Source organism: Bradyrhizobium lupini (assembly GCF_040939785.1).
Classification (GTDB): domain Bacteria; phylum Pseudomonadota; class Alphaproteobacteria; order Rhizobiales; family Xanthobacteraceae; genus Bradyrhizobium; species Bradyrhizobium canariense_D.
The window spans coordinates 2,475,754-2,495,624 of sequence record NZ_CP162553.1; the positions used below are offsets into that span (position 1 = coordinate 2,475,754).

The 19,871-nt window shown below is 57.6% G+C and carries 11 protein-coding genes and 4 pseudogenes; 6 read left to right on the plus strand and 9 right to left on the minus strand.

The annotated features are described in order from the left end of the window. Window positions 1–60: 60 nt before the first annotated feature. The 4 genes and pseudogenes from AB3L03_RS11880 to AB3L03_RS11895 all read left to right on the plus strand — a co-directional run. A pseudogene (locus AB3L03_RS11880) lies at window positions 61–1,361 on the plus strand (ISNCY family transposase). Window positions 1,362–1,784: 423 nt separating this feature from the next. Then, window positions 1,785–2,066 (plus strand): transposase, encoded by a 282-nt coding sequence (locus tag AB3L03_RS11885; RefSeq protein ID WP_085348597.1) that lies wholly within the window; start codon window positions 1,785–1,787, stop codon window positions 2,064–2,066. Window positions 2,067–2,303: 237 nt separating this feature from the next. Next, complete coding sequence (locus AB3L03_RS11890) at window positions 2,304–3,530, plus strand: 7-keto-8-aminopelargonate synthetase (protein ID WP_368508639.1); 1,227 nt, start codon at window positions 2,304–2,306, stop codon at window positions 3,528–3,530. Between the two features lie 340 nt (window positions 3,531–3,870). Next, window positions 3,871–4,118 (plus strand): annotated as a pseudogene (locus tag AB3L03_RS11895) (IS5/IS1182 family transposase); the annotation flags it as partial. Between the two features lie 107 nt (window positions 4,119–4,225). Here the strand turns inward: AB3L03_RS11895 and AB3L03_RS11900 are convergent. The 3 genes from AB3L03_RS11900 to AB3L03_RS11910 all read right to left on the minus strand — a co-directional run bounded on the left by AB3L03_RS11900 (window position 4,226) and on the right by AB3L03_RS11910 (window position 6,664). Then, a protein-coding gene (locus tag AB3L03_RS11900) for an IS66 family transposase (RefSeq protein WP_368508640.1) occupies window positions 4,226–5,873 on the minus strand; the annotation gives its coding sequence in 2 pieces (ribosomal slippage) (window positions 4,226–5,132 and window positions 5,131–5,873; 1,650 coding nt in all). A gap of 45 nt (window positions 5,874–5,918) precedes the next feature. Beyond that, window positions 5,919–6,266 carry an IS66 family insertion sequence element accessory protein TnpB gene (tnpB, locus tag AB3L03_RS11905; RefSeq protein WP_231188510.1) on the minus strand — a complete coding sequence of 116 codons (348 nt, stop codon included), beginning with the start codon at window positions 6,264–6,266 and terminating at the stop codon, window positions 5,919–5,921. Further along, a complete protein-coding gene (locus tag AB3L03_RS11910) occupies window positions 6,263–6,664 on the minus strand; it encodes a transposase (protein WP_368508641.1) in 402 nt (133 codons plus the stop codon). The genes tnpB and AB3L03_RS11910 overlap by 4 nt, the downstream gene beginning before the upstream one ends. 78 nt (window positions 6,665–6,742) lie before the next feature. Here AB3L03_RS11910 and AB3L03_RS11915 point away from each other — a divergent pair. After that, window positions 6,743–6,996: pseudogene (locus tag AB3L03_RS11915) on the plus strand (IS5/IS1182 family transposase); the annotation flags it as partial. An 884-nt stretch (window positions 6,997–7,880) separates the two neighbouring features. On the opposite strand, the gene AB3L03_RS11920 reads toward AB3L03_RS11915, so the two are convergent. Next, window positions 7,881–9,413: a porin gene (locus AB3L03_RS11920; protein ID WP_368508642.1), complete on the minus strand. Its 1,533-nt coding sequence runs from the start codon at window positions 9,411–9,413 to the stop codon at window positions 7,881–7,883. Between the two features lie 452 nt (window positions 9,414–9,865). Here AB3L03_RS11920 and AB3L03_RS11925 point away from each other — a divergent pair, with 452 nt between their 5' ends. Beyond that, window positions 9,866–10,366 (plus strand): MarR family winged helix-turn-helix transcriptional regulator, encoded by a 501-nt coding sequence (locus AB3L03_RS11925; RefSeq protein WP_368508643.1) that lies wholly within the window; start codon window positions 9,866–9,868, stop codon window positions 10,364–10,366. A 435-nt stretch (window positions 10,367–10,801) separates the two neighbouring features. Here the strand turns inward: AB3L03_RS11925 and AB3L03_RS11930 are convergent, their stop codons facing one another. The 5 genes and pseudogenes from AB3L03_RS11930 to AB3L03_RS11950 form a co-directional block, all read right to left on the minus strand. Further along, window positions 10,802–12,421: an ABC transporter permease subunit gene (locus AB3L03_RS11930; protein WP_368508644.1), complete on the minus strand. Its 1,620-nt coding sequence runs from the start codon at window positions 12,419–12,421 to the stop codon at window positions 10,802–10,804. Between the two features lie 134 nt (window positions 12,422–12,555). Continuing rightward, window positions 12,556–13,689, minus strand: coding sequence for an ABC transporter substrate-binding protein (locus AB3L03_RS11935; protein WP_085348590.1), 1,134 nt, complete (start codon window positions 13,687–13,689; stop codon window positions 12,556–12,558). A 1,530-nt stretch (window positions 13,690–15,219) separates the two neighbouring features. After that, window positions 15,220–16,314, minus strand: a pseudogene (locus AB3L03_RS11940) (IS3 family transposase). Window positions 16,315–16,582: 268 nt separating this feature from the next. Then, the gene (locus AB3L03_RS11945) at window positions 16,583–17,965 is read right to left on the minus strand and encodes an aspartate aminotransferase family protein (protein WP_085349005.1); all 1,383 of its coding nucleotides are present in this window, start codon (window positions 17,963–17,965) and stop codon (window positions 16,583–16,585) included. A 1,014-nt stretch (window positions 17,966–18,979) separates the two neighbouring features. Continuing rightward, complete coding sequence (locus AB3L03_RS11950) at window positions 18,980–19,867, minus strand: polysaccharide deacetylase (protein ID WP_085349006.1); 888 nt, start codon at window positions 19,865–19,867, stop codon at window positions 18,980–18,982. Window positions 19,868–19,871: the final 4 nt, after the last annotated feature.

Here is a 19,871-nt window from a genome sequence, read left to right on the forward strand (position 1 = left end):
TCCTGAATGCTGATTTGTTGCCTTACGTAAATTGCTCCCCAATGGAGCGCAGGGACAACGATGAGGCGATTGAGTATGGCGAGGCGCAAGGAACTGAAGTCTGCTTTGGCGCGGCGCTACAGGATGTCGAGCCGCGTCGAACAGGGCCGCATTCTCGACGAGTTTGTGCGATCACGGGCTTCCCTCGGAAGCATGCGATGCGGTTGCTGCGCTGCGATTCTGAGGGCTGATACTGCTTTGGGAGGCTGCAGACCGGGTGTGTGGCAAGCGTCTGAAGCCCCTGCTGCCGATTTGAATCGATGGAGCGGCACGGCCATATCGACCTAGCGTCTGAGATCCGGGCTAAATTATTGTCGACGAGTGCGGCGACCACAGCGGTCCTTCGGCGCGGCAGTTTCGTCCACACGCTCGTTCTCACGGACATCGCGACCGGCTGGACGGAATGCGCGCGGCTTCAGGTGCGTGAGCAGAAGCTGTCGAGCACGGTTCTCACCGCACTTCGTAAACAGCTACCGTTTGCGCTCCTGGGTCTGGACACCGACAACGACTCTGTGTTCATGAATGAGACCTTGAAGGTGTATTGCAACAGGCTGGTATCGTCTTCACGCGCTGCCGCCCCTGTCGCAAGAACGATCCGGCCTTCGTGGAGCAGAAGAACGGCGCGGTGGTCCGACGAATGGTCGGCTGCCGTCGATTCGAGGAGCTCGAAGCGGCTGCTCTGCCGGCTCAGCTTTACCGTTCGCCGCTTGTTCGTGAACGTTTTCCAGCCGTCGTTCAAATTGATGCGAAAGGAGCGCAACGGAGCGCGCGTCCACAAAACGTATAGCGCCCCCGCGACCCCACATCAGCGGCTGGTTGCCGAAGCAAGAACACCTGACGCCATCCGTGCCAGCGTCGATGAAATATATGCCGCCTGGATCCGATCGCCTTATTGCGCGATATCGAGCCGTGCAGGAGAAGTTGGCCAACCTCATCGCTGCCGCCCCAGCAAGCCATCCAACTGCGGCGCCACCGATCGAACAGTTTTGTCGAGCTTGCGGATTGCGTGGAAAGAAGGAGCGGTCCGCCCCACCGACAGGCCAAGCCGTGATCCCCTCGTCAACGCTACGCCACAGCTGGGCGAATGGTTCGAGGCCGAGCCGTGGCGAACGGTCAGCGAACGCCTTCGCAAGCTTCAGGCAGAATGCCCCGGGCTTTACCCGAGCTAGGTACTCCGAACTCTTCAACGTCGTCTCAAATCGTGGCGCAGCGAGCAAGCAAGCGCACCGTTGTTTAGCTCGCGGGAAAACGCAGCACAAGCCCACGTGATCGACACATCACCGGAAAGCGCGCCGCTGCTGGATAACGGAACGGCGGTTTGAAGTAGACCGGTGATCGACCGTGCTCAAGACTGGTGCGTTGCGCCACCGCCTTCGGCGGCTGGCGGCCTCGACCACGGTCGATCACCGGTCTGTTGGCTTTGCAAGCGCTCGGTCCAGGACCGAGCGCGACATCGGCGCGCTCGAGATGACCACCAGTTGTGCGACCGGCTACCTTTTGCTCCCTGGAGCTAGGCAGCAAAATAGATGGCGCAACAGTAGGTCTATCAGGAACATCGCTACATGCGGCAATACGCACTTCCATCCTGATTGCCGCGCCGCAAGCGTAGCCTGATCGTCGACTTGGAGGCGTGGTTGCGCGAGCACCGCGCCAAGCTCTCCAGGAACAACGATACGACCAAGGCGATCAATTATTGCATCAGCCGGTAGGATGCACTTAGCCTTCCTTAGATCGGACGGCTTTGCATGTCGAACAATGCTGCTGAGCGTGAGCTAGGGGCGGTCGCCGTGGGACGAAAAAATTGGACCTTTGCCGCGTCCGACGAGGGCGGCCGGCGTGCGGCTGCCATCTACAGCCTCATCGCCACCGCCAAACTCAATGACATCGACCCGCAGGCTCGACGTGCTGGCGCGCCTACCGGATCACCCTGCCAAGCGCATGCACGAACGCACGCCCTGGAATTGGCGACCTCAGAACGTCGCTTAGGCCGCATAAACGCAGTCAGCTATCCACTCAAGATGACGTAACCAGGGCCCGTCACCGGACGCGTATTTCCTGCCGCCCCTCGGGGGGCGCTGCTGCGATGGCTCTCGTGCGCGCAAGTTCTATCTGATCGGGTAGCTGTCCAGGGAAGTGGCAATAGTTTAGCTGGTTTGGACTAGGCGGGCGTCGGACCATCCCTATCTCCGTGCAGACGTTCTGCCGCTATCTCGATAGATATCATGCCGGCTCAGCACGGCGGCTGTATATAGTGGGAGATCAAAATGGAAAATGAACCACAAGAAAAGCTGTTAAGTTCAGAACCTGGCCGCCCGAGACAAGGCGTTCATCTCAACACCGCCGATGGACTTTCTACAACCGGGCGCACCAGTTCTCTAAGCAAACGTTGGTACAACCGTCGGCAGGTAATTGATTTCGCGCGACGCTCTTACCTGGGCCTCGACAATCATCCGCTGATCGTCGGTGGGGCGATCGAGGCGGTCCAGGCGAACCGCTCATTCAGTTCGTTCGCGGCCCGAACGCCTTTTGAACGCGATCTTGTGGTAGAGCTGGAAGAAGAGCTGTCCGAAATGTTTCGCGCGCGCGTGATATGTTTCTCCAGTCTTCTGCTTGCCAGCTTGGAGGCGACCCGCTTTCTTGGTTCGGGCCAACTGACGAGCGGAAGGAAGCCGATTATCGTGTTTGACCGAGCTCTGCACGACTCGCTGGTCTGTCACAAGCCGGTTGTTTCTGACGAAGTCCACGTGGAAACGATCGCACACAATGATGTCAACGATCTCAAACGGCTGTGCCGCGACAATCCCGCGGTCGTCTATGTATGTGGTGATATTTACCCCATGGGAGCCCACTCACGGCTGACTGAATTGCGTCGGCTCCAAGAACGTTACGGGCTGTTTCTCAATGTCCACGATGCTCATGGCATATCGATCTTCGGGCGCCAAGGCCAAGGGTTTGCTCGGTCTCAGTTTCCGCAAATGCTCGGCGAGCGAACAATCATAGCGGCCTCGTTAGCAGAGGGATTCGGCGCATCTGGAGGCCTGTTAATGCTCGGAACGAGCCAGAACGAGGCTCTGTGCCGAAGATACATCGCTTCGGGTTCGTTTTCAGAGGCACCCAATCGGGCCGCGGTTGGCGCGGCACTTGCGTCATGCAAAATTCACCGGTCGGCAGAACTCGGCGAGCGGCAGCAGCGATTGGTACAACGCATCGGCTTCTTTGACCGTCGTCTCGCTACGGCCGAACAAGGCAATTCACTTCCGATTAGAACGATCATCATTGGGTCGGAGGCCAATGCGATTGAAGTCGCTCGACGGCTTCGCGACAGTGGTTTCCGCACCTCAGTGACGTTCTTCCCAAAGTGCGGTGACGGGACGGCCGGGATCCGGGTGTTTATTACATCTGAGCATGAGGTTTGCGACATTGAGCGGCTGTGCGACGGGATCTTGGAAACAATCGTACAAACAACTGGAAAGCCCTACCCTCTGAGATGACGTCATGCGTCGGCGAAGCTCGCTAAGCTGCAAGTGAAAACTAGCATGCTCTCATCGACATGAGCACAAGAAGGGAGTGCATCAATTTTCAAGTCATTTGTGGATCATTGACATGGCGACCTAACTGAAATGCGCTCTATCCTCGTTTGACTGTTTGACTCTACTTAATCGGCCGTCCGTGAAGAATTCGGAAGTGATTGATCCGGCGCAGTGATTTGATAGCAAGTATTCGATTTTGCAAGAAAACCGTGGGTAGATCTGGGTTTCTGGTGTTTTGGGATTCCGGATTTGGCGGCTTCGTGATCCCTTTGACTGCGAGATTCGCTGTTGGGGAGAGCCCATGAGCCAGCCACGCGACAATCGTCAGGACGATCTGCTTCGTCCATCTCTGGAAAAGATCGTCAACCTTCGCCATCCGCTGGTGCGTCTGGCGGCGGAGATCGATTGAGACTTCCTGGTGGGATGTGTCGCCTCGGGCCCGGGGCAGCCACCGTTGCCGACACGATTGGTAGCCGGACTGTTCATCCTCAACGGCACGCCCTGCCGTTCGATCGCTCGTCGATGACCCACTGGCGCCAGCGGCTGGGGGGAGCAGATCGCGCGCTGTTGCGGGAAAGGTACGCATACGACGAAGGCCGCCTGATTGACGCATGCGCGCGAGCGCGACGAGCTCTATGAAGGGCGTTGCGTGAAGATCAGGCAGCCTGCTGATCGGCGGGAGTGTCGCCTTGGCGGAGGAGCTTCCATTCCCAGGGCAGCAGTTCGTGCAGACGCGATACGGGAAGATCGGCGATACGGGCGACGATATCGGCGAGCCAGGCCTTGGGATCGACATCGTTAAGACGACAGGTGGTGATCATTGTCAGCATGATGGCGGCGCGGTCGGCACCGCGCAGGCTGCCGGCGAAGGTCCAATTGCGCCTTCCCAGGGCGATGCCTCTCAATGCGCGCTCAGCACAATTGTTGGTCAAGCAGATCCTGCCATCGTCGAGGAAGCGGGCGAAGTGGTCCCAGCGCCTGAGCATGTAATTCATGGGCTTCAGGACCTCGGAGGAGCGCGAGAGGGGTTCGCGCTGGAGGAGCAGCCAGGCATGCATGTCCTCGAGAAGCGGCTTGCTCTTTTCGTGGCGCACGGCGCACCGCTCGTCGGCGCCGCGGCCGTTGATGGCGCGCTCGATCTCGAACAAAGCGTCGAGGCGTCTGACCGCCTCCAACGCGATCGGCGAGACGGGTTTGCCCCTGTGGCCTTCCCAGGCGTTCTTCTCGATGTCGGCCAGCTCGAAGAAGCCCCGCCGCGCGTGGGCGAAGCAAAACGCCGGCGTAATCGGCAGCACCTTCTTCTGCGGATCGAACAACGGCTCGAAGCCGTTGTAGCAATCAGCTTGCAGGATACCGGTGAAGGCGGCCAGATGCTTCTGTGGATGCTCGCCTCGACGGTCGCTCGAGGCGTAAAAGACCGCCGCCGGTGGCGCTGGCCCGGCGAAGGGCCGGTCATCCCGCACATATGTCCAGATCCGACCGGTCTTGCACTTGCCCTTCGCCAGGATGCGGATGGTGTCGTCGCCATGCAGGCGCTCGGCAGCAAGCACATGGCGTTCGATAGTGGAAGAGCGGCATGACGGCGAAGGTCCCGTGGCCGACCTGGTCGGCCAGCGTCGACAATGGCAGGTCGATCCCCTCGGCCTTAAAGCGCGCACTCTGGCGATTAAGCGGGATGTGCATGCCGAACTTGTCGAACAGAATCGTCGCCAGCAATTGTGGGCCGATGAAGCCGCGCGGCGTGGCATGGAACGGCGCCGGCGGCTGGCTGATCTTCTCGCAATCGCGGCAGGTGAACTTCTCGCGCACTGTCTCGATGACCTTGAAGCGGCGCGGGATCTCCTCCAGCGTCTTGGTCACATCCTCGCCGATCTTCGCCAGCCGCGATCCGCCGCAGCAGGCGCAGCTCGTCGGAGCCTCGATAACGATGCGCTCGTGTTCGATGTCGTCCGGCCAGGGCTTGCGTACCGGCCGCTTGCGCGTGAAGGCGCGCACGCTCTGGGTCTTCGCCGCCGCGGCCTGAGCCGCAAGCTCATCCTCGCTCGCCGTGGTGGCGAGTTCTTCGAGTTCCAATTCCAATTGTTCGATCAGACGCGCCGTGCGCTCGGAGCGCTGCCCGTACAGTTCGCGCTTGAGCTTCTCGATCCGCAGCTCGAGATGCGCGATCAGCGCCGCGTTGTCCGACAGCTCCGCCCGCGCACTGGCAGCCACCGCCTCGGCGAGCAGCCGCGCCTCACGCTCGCCCTGCAGCGCCGCCAGGGCACTCACAAGGTCCGATGGAAGTTCGTCCGGCTTCGATATCATGAAGCCATTGAATCAGATCAAGCAGCAGATTCAAACCCAAAACGGCTATCCGATCCGCGTCGGACGCTGGGCTTCTTGCGGGTTGCGCCAATCGATTCCGGACAACAGGTAGCTCATCTGCGCCGGAGAGATCGTCACTGCTTCGCCGGCAACCGAAGGCCAGATGAACCGCCCTCTCTCCAGTCTTTTGGTGAACAGGCATGCTCCCTGGCCATCGTGCCAGATCACCTTCACAAGATCGCTTCGGCGACCGCGGAAGACAAACAGATGACCGCTGAGCGGGTCCTTGCGCAGCACCTCCTGCACCTGGAGTGCCAGCGTTGGAAAGCCTCGGCGCATGTCCGTGTAGCCTGTCGCAAGCCACACGCGCGCGCCCGTCGGAACCGGGATCATCGGCGTACCAAAGCATCGAGAACGCGACGTAGTGCGTCTCCATCAACGTCGCCATCGACCCGGATGCGGTGCCCGCTACCAAGGTCGATCTCGATGATGCCCAGGCTCTTCCGTCGACGCGCCGCCGTCGTCGTCAGCGGCGCTTCGGCCACCTCCCGCGGCGGCACAGACGGCCCAATCTCGACCGGCACGAACGGCGCTATACTCGCTTCAGCGTGCTTGCAAAGCTCTTTGCGCCACCTAAACAGCTGGCTCACATGAAGGCCAGCCATGCGAGCCACCTCGGAAACGCAGGCTCCGGGCTCGAGCGATGCTGCAACAAGCCGTTCCTTCTCAACCTGCGACCACCGGCGCCGCCGCTCGACCGATGTGATCACCTCCGCCCTCGAAATCGTCATAGCGCTTCTCCTAGGATTACCCCTAGGACCTGCAGCGTTCGCGTCCGTCAAACAAGGCGGCCCTCAACGCAGGAATACCGGGAAAGCCCCTCGGTGGCACATCGAACGGGGCGATCGAGACCAAAGATCTCGAGCGGGTCGTTGTGGACACCACCATCCAGAAAAAGGCGATCTCGCATCCGAGCGATGCGTGGCTCACGCAACGGGCGATCGAGAAGCCGGTCGATTTGGCCAAACGCGAGTGCGTCGAACTGCGCCAAAGCTATCTGCGCGTGGCCAAGCTCGCCGCCATCATGGTGTGGCGCTACACGCACGCCCACCAGTTCAAGCGGCGCCGAAGATAAAACCTACCGACCACCCGACACCCGATCGCGGAATCGCCGTTGAGGGTTATGGTCATATCAGAGGTAAGGCCCGCCTGATGATCAACAGGACCTCGGACGGCGTATCGTTTTGCACGGTCTTCAGCAAACGCGGTCCGCCGGTGGACGTTGCCAATGTCAGGCCACGCGCCAGGCCGGTCCGCTTCCGCCTGCAAGTGAATCCTGAATTGGCTGCTCTTAGGAACGACGTAGCCTTCTTCGCGACACCGCCCTCCAATCTAAGTCCGGAACCTACGAGGAGTTCGGGGCCGAGGTCGAGGTTTTATTCTCAAGCTTTGATGATGCATCGCCCGATTCGGAGGATCCTCTATGCCAAATTTTACGCGGGCTGGCCACCACGACGGAGGCAGTCCTCGAGCAATTCAAAAATGGTCAAGGGAGCCTGAGAGCGCTCGCAAGGCGCAATGGGATCAACGACAGCATGAAACGCACGATCAAAGAAGTGACCGTTCAACGCTACCATTGGGATCGACACGATCAGCTGGAAGCTCAACTTGCCCCCCTTCAGCGCAATTGCGCTCGGCTGAAGCCCCCCACACCGTACGAATACATCTGCCAAAGGTGGGCCAGCCAGAACGATTCAGCGTGAACCAGCTCCTGCAAATGGCGGGACTAAACATCGAGGCCAGCTTCGACCCCCACCCACATCAGTTGCTGGCGCCGTTGTCGGATCCATCGACAGCACGTAGCTCGTTGCCGCCAAAAGCCGCGCCCCTGATCGGCTCCGTCACCCGCTTTACCCGAGAAAGGCCCCCGGCGGGCATGCCGGAGGCCTTCTTGGAGGTTAAACTTAGATCGAAGAGCCTTCTCTCCTTTCGTTGCGCTTGCAAAATTCAGAAGTTGCGTTGAGCTCGAAGCAGCAACTGAAGGCTGCCTTGATCCTTGAGCTCATATGCCGCGGCAGGTTTGGCGATGCTCGACTGCAACGGAAGGGTAAAGGTGCTTCCCCCCACGTACTTCTGATCGAGCAACATGTACGAAAGCTCGCCCGTGAACGTGAGGTTCTTGACCGGACTCCAGGACGTCTTCGTACCAACGACTGCATAGTTGAAGTCGGGATTGCAGCCTGCGACCCCGGTCGAGAGAGCTAGGGTCGTGACAAACGTTCCACAGATGTAGCCCTTGGCCGTGTTGTTGTAGCGTACAGCCGCCCACCCACCGAAAAGTGACGTGTTCCAGTATGGGTCCCAGTTGTGCGTGAAGCCACCATTGAAGCCATAGGTCCTCGTCAGCTGCTGTCCGGCACCGGTGACGAACACAGAATCAGAAACACCGGCAAGTCCGAGGCTTTGGTACGCACCCGCGGCACTCGTGCCGCCGTACATCGCGAAGGTGCTCCCCATATAGTCATGGAAGTTGTAGCGGCTCGCACCGTTCGTATACACGGCCGTCAGGTTGACCGTATCGCCAGCGCCGGTGGGCAGGTTCTTGATCGACAATGCCAGCTGTCCAGCCCAGCCCCACTTGTCTCCTGCATACCCAGTCGTTTCGTCGGCGCCGTAGTATCCCGTATGGTTGTCATGCGCGGCGAATGATGCCTGGAAAAGACCCCAAGCCTGATCGACGCGAACACGCGCGACAAGGTCGGGAGCTCGTGACCCGCCGAGGTCGTTGGCACCGTAGGCGCCGGTTGCAAGACCTGCAGCGGTTGCGCCGCTGACGTTCCAGACGTTACCCTGATAATTGGGAACCTGGTCCTGGGCCGAGAATGAAGCCGTAATGCCCTGGCCAAAATCCGCAGTGTAAGAGATCTGGTTCACAGGGTCCCAGCCGGCGCTACCCGGCAACTCCATGTTGTTCGCCGGATATTCGCCCCACGGCGTTCGGAACTGCGATTCCGCTTTGCCGAATGTGAAGCCGGCGAACTGGATGAAGGCGTAGTAGATACCAAGCTTACCGCCGGCAACCTGGCCGCCACCGCTTCCTGCGGGGTTGCTGCCATTGTACGCGGTCTGGCCATTCACGGCGGTCGTGCCAGCACCAGTATAACTGCCGGACGTCCAGGTGAACACCAGCTCGGCGAAGGTCCGGACCACACCGTATTCGGTCGCAGTCCGGGTGTCGATCTGAAGGTCCTGACGGGCAAGAGTCCCGTAGTAATTGCTCAGTCGGTTCCGCGCCCCGTTAACACCACTGCTGGCAGCATCAAAGTCGGCGTTCGTGCCGAATGTGCCGTCGACACGCAAATAACCACCCAGCTTGATGCATGTGTCGGTGCCGGGGATATAATAGAAACCTGCACCGTAAAGTGAGCAGATTTTCACGTACTCAACGGCCTTAGCCTTGACAGGCAGATCGGCTGCCTGTGCCCCGGCGCCCGCGAACAGTGCCGCAGAACCGAGGATGAGACCTTTTGTTAGTTTCATCGATGAAGCTCCTAGTTGAAAAATCGTTTCCGTCGTCCAGATCCCGCCGCTACTAGCCTGCCCAGTGGGTCGGCCTTGACGGAACGACTTCGAGGCGCCCCCTCTCCGTCCAACGCCGTATAGCGCTGTTCAACAATTGCTTCCATTAATTAATTTAGAGTGCCAATATTTAAGCGCGGATTGTTACATTTTTGCAACATATCAATGGTCCGAGCAGACCTAAATCGAGCAGAATCAAAAAAAGAACCTCGGGGGGCATCCCAGAGGCTCTCCTTGGAGATTTCTCATGAACCATCGGCCAAAACGGCCTCGTGGTACTCAGTCTTCTTAAGTCATATGAATTGCATATGTCAATTAATTTATGCATGACCGGTATACCGCTTCAAATCGTAGCGAGACGGCCGCCCGTATTCCCGCTAATGATCGGATTTGTGCCTGTCGGGAGCACGGACATGTGGCGGAAAGACCAAATGGGCGATGAAGATCAATTAGATAAGGCTGTTACGGAGTTCATCTGGAACATCGTTGAGATCCACTCCCAGCTGGAGGAGATACACAAGACGTGGGCCGACATGATGGGAATAAGCGAGCCCCAATGGTTGATTCTGATGGCTATCGATGAAATCGATGAGGGTCGCGGGGTTTCTGGGATTGCGGTAGCAAACAAGCTTCGGATCCACCCGGCGTTCGTTACGAACCAAACGAAAAAGCTTGAAGAGAAGCGATTTCTATCTCGCGTGACATCCCGTGACGACGCACGTTTCCTGCAGATCTCGCTGACCGAAGAGGCGCGGGCGGAAATTGCGAACCTCTCAAGCAAGAGGCAGGCTCTCAATTTGACGATGTTCGCCGGGCTAGACGAGGCATCCCTTGACTATCTTAACAAGCGGTTGGCTTCGATCGCCAAGAACAGCGGGCTGGCCTCTAAAAAACTGAGTATAGGCGCACTGTAGGATTGATCCGTGCGGCGTCCCGGAAAAGCCTTGGGTCCCACTTCTTAGGAGCTTCAATGACCGCCTGTCTACGTGAGCAAACTGCGCTGATACGTGCATACACCGCTACCGCCTGTGTAAGTTGGGTACGGCCCAAGGGGCGATCCTCGAATCCCAATCGATGCGTCCAGCTTCGTTAATTGCTTTCAACCCAGCCCCCCCGCAAGGTCAGCAACTTGTTGTGGGGTAAGCCCGTGTCGCCGGGAAATCTCGGAAACGACGGCGCCCGGGACCAGCGCCTTCTCGACGATCCGGCCTGTGTCGCCCTTGGAAATCAACGACGGCGTCCCGGCTCCGTAATCACTTCCAGCCGGCGCGACGTCACGTCCGACTTAAGCGTATGGTCAAGCATAGACGCAAGCCGATCCCTTCAAAGAGATTGTGAAATCGCGACTGTCAGGTCCTTCTTCGATACCTCGATAGGGCATTGGCGGCGATGACAATCGCTGCCAATGCAACCTGCAGAGTGGCCACCGCTGATATGGTCGGATTTACACTTTGTCTGATGCTTTGCCACATGAGCATAGGCAAAGTACTGATCCTCCCGATGCCTAGAAACAGAACATAGACAACATCGTCAAACGAATTCAGAAAGGCGAAAAAGGCGGCTACGACCAACGACGGCATAATCAGCGGTGCGACGATGGTTCGGATGGTCGCAACCGGTCCCGCGCCAAGGCTGCGGGCCGCACGCTCATATGCCGGGTTGAGGTCACGAAGATTGGCAGCTACGATCACGACCACGAAAGGGATGGAGTAGACCGCCTGACCAAGCGCCAATCCGAACTCTGTGCCTTGAAGCCCCACCCGCGCGAGCAGGAAGTAGGTGGCAACCGCCACCACAATCGTTGGTACGATGATTGGGGCGATGACAAGTGCGACAATTGCTTTGCGTCCGGGCACACGACCACGAGCAAGACCGAAAGCCAGCGTGGTTCCAAGCACTGTTGCTATCGCGGTTGCCATCAACGCGACACGGACGCTGGTCAGCGTAGCGCGTATCCAATGCATGTCAGAGAGATAGGCCTGGTAATTGTGGAGCGAGTAACCTGGCGCCGGAAATTCGAAATAGGGCGACGAGCTGAACGACAGATAGACCACGCCTAGCACCGGGAGCAGAAGAAGCGCTCCCATCAGGCTCGAAGCAATCGAGACGCCATAGCCTCCGATCGAGGGAAGCCATCGGTCGAGCGCGTTGGCTGCCGAGCCAATATGCATCAGCCAGGATCTCCCCAGGGGCTGGCGGACAGCCACAAGCGATGCATTCTCGTCGTCCGACAATCCCAGAAGCCGATCGATGGGAAAGAAGCGGGAACCGATCCACAGAATTGCCAATACCGCCGCTAGAAGAACCATGGACAGTGCCGATCCAAAGCTCCAATTGAGCTGATCAACCACCTGATTATAAATTTCCATTGTTATCGTGACGTCAGACAAACCTCCAAGCAATGCTGGCGTTATGTAAAAGCCGAGGCAACTGATAAAGACCAGCAACACGGCGGCCAACACGCCTGGCAAGCTGAGCGGCAGGAAAACGGTTAGAAAGGCCGCGAGCGCACTCGCGCCGTTCGCCCTTGCAGCACGCAACAGTCTCTGATCAACGCTCGACATGACCGTATAAATAGGCAGGATCATGAGGGGCATGATAATTTGGGTCATGCCCATGATTACAGTAAAACGGTTGTAGAGCATCGAGATTGGCTGAGAGACGAAGCCAAGTTTGAGCAGGACGTCGTTGATTACCCCGCCTCGTCCCAAAAGAATGATCCAGGCAAAGGTCCGAACCAAGACGCTCGTGAAATACGGCAACACGACTGCCATGAGGAGGAAGACACGCAGGATCGATCCTCGCGTGGCCAATGCGTAGGCGATTGGGTACGCCAGCACCAAGGCCAGCGCGGTCACAGGCACACTTATCTCAACTGTTGTACGCAGAACCTTCACATAGGCGGGATCCGCGCCGATACGCAAAAAATTCGAAAGGGTCCAATTGGGCATTCCAAGTGAAAGCGCCAACAGTCCTATCAGCGGTAAGATAAAGAGTACCGCGAGGAAGAGTCCTCCGGGTAGCAGAAGCCAAGCCCACGGCGTGGGTCTCGCTGATCGCAAGACCCACGCGGACTTCGGCTCCCCGTCTCGTGGTGGGAAGATTATCGTGCCCGCCACGCCAGCCACCGCTCCTGAATGTGATCGTAATTGGTTTTGCCGTCCGGCCGCATCGTGCCAAGCCAAGCGGAGTCCTCAATGATCAAGCTATCGGGGTGGCTGATGCTGAGCAGCGGGACCAGATCGGACGGGAGATATTGGAGCTGATGCACATTCGGACCAGGCTCGGGCAAGCTCAACGTCCAGCCGGCAGCAATTTTTGCTCGATTCACAAATGCGATCAGCTTTTGCGCATTTTCGTTGTTCGGCCCGCCCTTGAGTACCGTCCAGTACGTGTAATTGACAGGCGTGTTGTCCCACACCATTCCCAGCGGCGCTCCCTGCCGGGCTAGCACAATTATGGTAGCTTCATAGGCAGTGGTCATCACATACTCGCGATTGACAAGGAGCTGGCCCGATTCACCACCGGATGTCCACCACTTCGCCACGTGCGGTTTAATTTCGTCGAGCTTTTTGAATGCTCGATCAATTTTGTCGTCCGTCAGCGGCCAGATGTCGGTCTTAGCGACGCCGTCGGCCAACAATGCGGGAATGATGCTGAACTTGCCGATAGGAGCGTAGAGGCCGCGCGGCCCAGGGAAAGCCTTGACGTTCCAGAAATCGGCCCAGTTCTTTGGTCCATTCTTTCCGAATACGCGCTCGTCATAAGCCAGCACCTGGCCCGATTGGATCACGGGGAATGCGTCTTTCATGCGCACGGCTTTAGGTACGCCTTCGATCGATTCGTCGTCCCAGAGGCTATAGTCGATCGGAACGAACATACCGGCCTGGCTCATCGCCGGATAGGTGGACGCCTGTATCGGGGCGATGTCCCAATCCACACGGCCGGCTTGGTTCATTGCCTTGACCTGGGGCTCGGCAATATCACCCACCACGTCGCTAACTTTGATGCCAGTCGTACTGGTGAAGGGTTCGAATACGTTTTTACGTACTGCTTCGGTGGTTGAACCGCCCCACACAAACACAACGACTTCGCCGCTACCGGAGAGCTTCTCCTTTGCAAAGGCGGCCGTAGCTCGCGCAACCGCAGGGATCGCCATTGCGGCGGCAGCGGCCCGCAGGACACTCCGGCGATCGAGGCCGGAAGTTTTAGGTGCAGTGTTGGTTTGATCGCTCATAGTTCTCCCCTGGTTTGATTCCGAATCGATCACTACGGCGTGTGGATTCACCTCTGGCTGCGGACCAAGACTTCTCGACTCGCGTCAAGCGAGACCTTAGCACCGCCAAACAGAATGACGTCGGTTGTAGTAGGCAGCGAAAAACGTCGCAGGTGCGCATCGCGCGCGAGCACAACTTACTGCGTTCCGCGCACGCAACATCCACAGACACTCAATCACGCTGGCCTCGATTTGCACTAAGCCAGAACAGCGACGTAGCTTTGAGTAATCGCCCCACGTGGATCAAGATCGGGTTCTCATCGACCGAGAGAACCTCGAGGTGAAATGGGAAGACGTGTGGACATCTGGCCGCGCGACGCCTGTCAAAGTCATCTCCCTTTACCGGCCAAGAACGTCAAACACCCACGCTGGGTCTCCTCCTAAAGATAACGGGATTTCAATGCCGTTTGATGCAGCAAACCGCGCCTTACCGCTTAAATTCTGCAATCAGCCCCTGCAGATCGACTTATTTCAACGCACCACGGGTCAGTCCGGTGGCTTGAAGCAACCGCTCGCTCGCCAATGCGGCCAATCAAATTCTCATTCGGCTGCCTCGAGAGTATGATCAGATCGCCACTAGGACTGCCAGGATCGGACCAGAGAACGATATCGAGCGCGGTAGTCATATCGCCAGGATCTAACTCATGAGCCAATGATGCGAGGGACCACGCGCACTAGCTCAGCAGAGATTGCACTCGCTGCTGCGCTACTGCGTACCAGACCCTGCCACGTATATAGAGCTCATCACCAGAATCACCCCCCGTGCAGCGCGCGATGAAGCCCGCGCATCTCATCAGTAAGCCCGCACACTGCTTCGCACGTTGTAACAGAAAACGATCGTTCTCTATCTCTCTACCCGCCCGAGGGGCACATCAGCTGGCGGTCATGTGAGATGGACTGCTCGTGGTGGAGCAAGCGTCAGCGCGTACTCGAGCGCAAGAATGTCTGTTCGCGCTCGATGGCGACGGTCGAAGCTGGCCACCAGCGCAACTCTATTCGACGTCGCCCGGCTTGAACAATCGTCGATCTCAGGTTGGCTCACCACCAATCTTGCACGCATCGCCGCAGGTTAGCCAAACAGCGGCTCGACGTCCTACGCCTGCCCTCGAACAACCAGGCCAAGCTGAACGGCCCAAACGGATGCCTACAGCCAGTTTGAGGGCGTTCCGCCAGTGCTCGGCTGTCGTGTGAGGCGACAGCGTGCCGAGACAAGTTCGGGATCGCGATTGGCGACGTAGAACCGAGCTGCTCACGTAACGTGGGGCGGATCATCGAGCGCGGCGTCGATGACGGAAGTGGGCGACGGGCGCGTAAAATTATAGGACGGACGATAGCTGCTAGGGCGACGCTGTCCGGGTTGAATTCGCCCGTTCCTACGAAACACATGACCTTGCCCCTTGGGCTTAATCCAGTTTGAAGTTCGTTCTGGCCCAAGACTGAAGTGCTCCCCAAACCTAGGCCAGCCGGCGCTGGAATTTGCCGGGGTTATGCTCATGCCGGCTGGGGCGCCGATGAGCCATTCAACAGCGATATCGGCGCCTTATTGCCGATCGCGCTGTGGGGCCGGACTTCGTTGTAGTCTCTACGCCAATCCTCCATTTTCTGCCGCGCGTCGTCAAGGCTCAGGAACCAGTGCGTGTTCAGGCACTCGCTTCTGAACTTGCCGTTGAAAGATTCGATGAAGCTGTCGTCTCGGTTTTCCGGGCCGCGAGAAATCCAGCACCACGCCCTTGTGGTAAGCCCAGATATCGAGATCGCGGGAGATAAACTCTGATCCGTGGTCGACGCGAATCGTCCTGGGATAGCCAAGGAGCTTGCAGATACGCTCCAAGGTCAGCACGACATCCTCGCCTCGATAACTGAAGCGCGGATCGACGGCTGGCGAGAAGCGACTGAAGGTGTCCACAATCGTGAGAACACGAATCTTGCGGCCTGTGGCGAGCTGGTCGTGAACGAAGTCCATTGCCCAGGTCTCATTGATCTGGCGTGCTTCCGTCCTATCCTCGCGCAGCTTAGCCTTGACGCTACGCTTCGGCGCCTTGTTGCGTAATTGCAGGCTTAATTCCCGATAAAGACGATAGACGCGTTTGACGTTGATGGCCCAGCCGTCACGTTGCAGCAGGACATGGACCCGGCGATAGCCGTATCTCACCTGCGTCTCGCAGATGTCCTCGATCCGACTTTTGAGAGCGGCCTGGCCGGCGCGTTTCGACTTGTAGACGTACAGTGCGCGATCGATCCGAAGAGCCGAGCAGGCCCGCCTGATCGAGACCTTCCAGTCACTTCGCACCTTGTCGACAAGCTCACGCTTGCGGCCAGGCTTTAGAGCTTTTTTGACAGCACATCCTGAAGCATGGCCTTGTCCAACGACAGGTCGGCGACAATCCGCTTCAGCTTGCTGTTCTCTTCCTCAAGCTGACGCAGCCGCTTCATCTCTGAGGGCAACAGGCCAGCATATTTCTTCCGCCAATTGTAGAACGTCGCCTCGCTGATCCCGGCCTTGCGGCAGACCTCTGCCACTGCCGAGCCATCTTCAGCTTGCAAAACAAATGCGATCTGCGCCTCTGAAAACTTCGATGCCTTCATGGAACTCTCCTCGTCCCGTCAGGGGATCATAAATGGAAAATTCCAGTTCAAACTGGCCTAATTTGGCGGGGGCACGTCACCAACGGCACGGGCGAACTCAGGACTGGATAAAACCCGGGGGCAAGGTCACACAAATTCGACAATATCGACGTTTCCTTCGACGTCACCGCTTCAGATGGCGGCAAGAAGGATCGCGGACGCCATTGCGCCAGATTTAGAGTTCTCAAGATAGTAAGCATGATCATAGATCAGGAATGCCGCCGTCGGTTCAATCGATGCCGAGGGCTTTAATCTGAGCCACAGTGAGAGTCAAAACGCGGTGCATCCGAGCGACAATCTCGCTAATTTGGTCCTCAGTCACGATCAACGGTGGACATAGTGCCAGCGTATCGCCGATAGAGCGGAAGATAAGACCTTGCTCGTGGCCAATCTGCATTGCCAGAGTACCCACTCGTCCAGGCTTCGAGAACGGGCGTTTCGAAGCCTTGTCCGCGACAAGCTCTACGGCACAAATGAGGCCCACACCACGTACCTCTCCGACAAACGGAAGTTCAGCCAGTTGACTAAGACGGTCCTGGAACTGATCCTGTAGTTTTGCGGCGTTGCCAATCAGGTCGCGCTCCTCGATGATTTTCAGATTTTCGAGCGCGACAGCTGTAGCGACGGGATGCGCAGATCCAGTATAGCCATGGCCGAATGTACCGATTTTGTGAGAGTTGTCGGCGACGGCGTTGTAGATACGCTCTCCGAACAGGACTGCACCCAACGGCATATAGCTTGACGTGATCTGCTTCGAGACGGTGACGATGTCGGGCGAGAAACCGAACTTTTTGTACCCGAACGACGTGCCCAGACGCCCAAAGCCGGTAATAACCTCATCCGCGACTAGGAGAATATCGTACTTGCGGCAAAGCGCTTCGATGCCGGGCCAATAGCCTTCCGGCGGCAGCAAGACGCCGCCGGCTGCCATAACGGGCTCGCCGATGAACGCGGCGATCGTCTCAGGCCCTTTTTGCAATATTGTGTGTTCGGCCTCGACCAGCAGGCGCTGGGTAAACTCGGCCTCAGATTCTCCATCTATCCCGAAGCGGTAGTAGTGCGGACAAGTCAGATGCACTACTGGGATTGCAGGCAGGTCGAAATCGCGGTGGTTGTTGGGCAGGCCAGTTAGACTGCCCGCGCCGATAGTAATACCATGATAGGCTTTGTTGCGAGCCAAGAACGTTTTCTTTTGAGGCCGGCCCAAAGCATTGTTCATGAACCAGACAAGCTTAATTATCGTATCGTTCGCCTCGGAGCCGGAGTTAGTATAGAACACTCTTGACAGGCGCTGATCGTCCGCAATCTCGACTAGTTTATCCGACAACCTGATAGACGGCTCGTGCGATTTGCCGGCGAAGATGTGATAATATGGCAGCTTTTCCATCTGCTGCATAGCCGCGCTGAGCAAGCGCTTTTCACTAAATCCGACGGCAACCGACCACAATCCAGCAAGCGCCTCGATGTACTGCTTGCCGCTAGAATCATAGACATAAATGCCGTCCCCCCGATCCATGATCAGAGGCCCCGTCGCCTCAAAGGCGCGTGCATCCGTATACGGGTGCAGCGAAGTCGCGACATCCATTGTGGCGAGCGAATTTGACAGGGTCATATAATCCTCAAGCTGACACAACCGGCGAAACCTCGAGACTTCCGTCCCCGGCGTGCAATTTCGTTGCGCCTAAACTCGACATCCAGGATAGCCGTCAGCCCCGACGGTTCTTTAACGGAATCGAGCCGAGGCCACAGTTCGTTGTCGGCAAGGCTCAACCTCCCGAGTACGCGAGCGAGATTCAGCTAACTTTTCGGTCATGCACTGAGTAGACCATGCTCAGCGTCGGTATGCTTTTTTTTGGATGGCCGCCCCGCAGGATTAATTCATTGTTTCCGGGATTGTGTGGAAAGGCCGCGCCAGGCAATGTGATCGCTACTCCCTGATCCTTCCCACCGATCGCATCCGAATAGCGACTGATGCAGCACGCCAAGCGCGTAGTCGGCAAGCGTAAGATTGAATACGTGCGATGCATGTTATGCGCAATTGCAGGTGCGGACCATAGGTCCTTGAAACGCTCACGCGACGCCGTCGAATGGCTACTCCGGCGGTCGGGCAGTCGCAATCATCAACAAAGGCCCGTCATCGCATGAATTGACCGACGTCTGGATTCGACTACCGCTCGCGTTGTTCAAGGTCGAATGCTGCCTGGGCGGTAGGCAGGGCAGCCCAATGCATCCGATTCATCGCATCCGCCATCTAGAGGATCGACAACACGGCTGGAGCTTATAACTAAAGACCGATGGTGCTATCTACGGGGATCAAAAAAGCGAAACGAGGCTGCTCACCGGAAAGCTCCATAATTCCGTTCTTCCGATGGGATGGGTACCGCGGCATCTGGGATCGGCGATGACTATGAACCGATAGCTTGCGATCCAGATAAGCTTGCTTCGCCGGTTCCTCGCAGCGTTCCCGCCATCACGCTGGAGGAGCCGGTCAAGTCCATCGCACGTAAGAGCTCCCGAAAACAAGTGGGAGCTTCTACCCTTCTAACCCTTCTAACCCTTCTAACCCTTCTAACCCTTCTAATGAGTCGGACGGTGTGCTGCTGCACAACTTAATGCGTGAAAAGGTCTAGCACTGCGAAATGGTGCCGTCCTGACCCACCTTGAGGAAAGGTGATATCATTGGTTCGGCGCTCTGTTTCGGTCCAATCTGTAGCCAAGCATTGGCGACATCCTGGCTCTGCGCAAACCACACATTATCGTGCTTTCTTACGTAGGCAATGAAGTCGCTCAACATGCGAACACGAGAAGGACGTCCGGTCACCTGCGGATGCATAAGGAGATTGAAATAGCCGCCCGATAGATAGGCCTCGTGGAACTCGGCTTTCCAGATCGAAAGGATATGCTCGTTTGTCTGAATGGGGCGATGAGTCTTGGCGTTGCTTAACAAATACTGAGCGTCATCCAAGCTCCAGTGCCAAGGTAGCTCGACGAGACTAGGGGATCCATCCTGCAGAAAGTGGCAATAAGGTTCAACATCGTCCGTCATACTGCTGTCGTAAAGGAAGCCGCGCTCACTCAGAAGACGTACCAGATTGGGGCTGGTTTCCCCCGACGGCGCGCGGTAGCCGACAGGAGCAATACCTACGACACGCTTTATCGCCTCAATACCGGTTTCGAGCTCTTCCAGTTCCAGTTCAGGGTCCTTCGGATCGACTGCTTTGTGCAAATAGCCATGATGGGCAATTTCATGCCCGGCCTTGATGATTTTCTCTACGACGTGGGTTCGGTTGTCCACGACCCACCCAGGAACAAAAAACGTGGCTGGCAGGCCTTCGCTGGAAAGTAGTTCGAGTATCTTCGGAACGCCAACTTTCGCTCCGTAGGTCCCTTGTGACAGCGTTCCAGGTCGATCGATATTGGCAGGGTCACGCGACAGCCATAGAGTTTCTGCATCGAAATCAAAAGTCAGATTAACGGCGACCTTAGCGTTGTTGGGCCACGGGACGTTTGGCATTTTC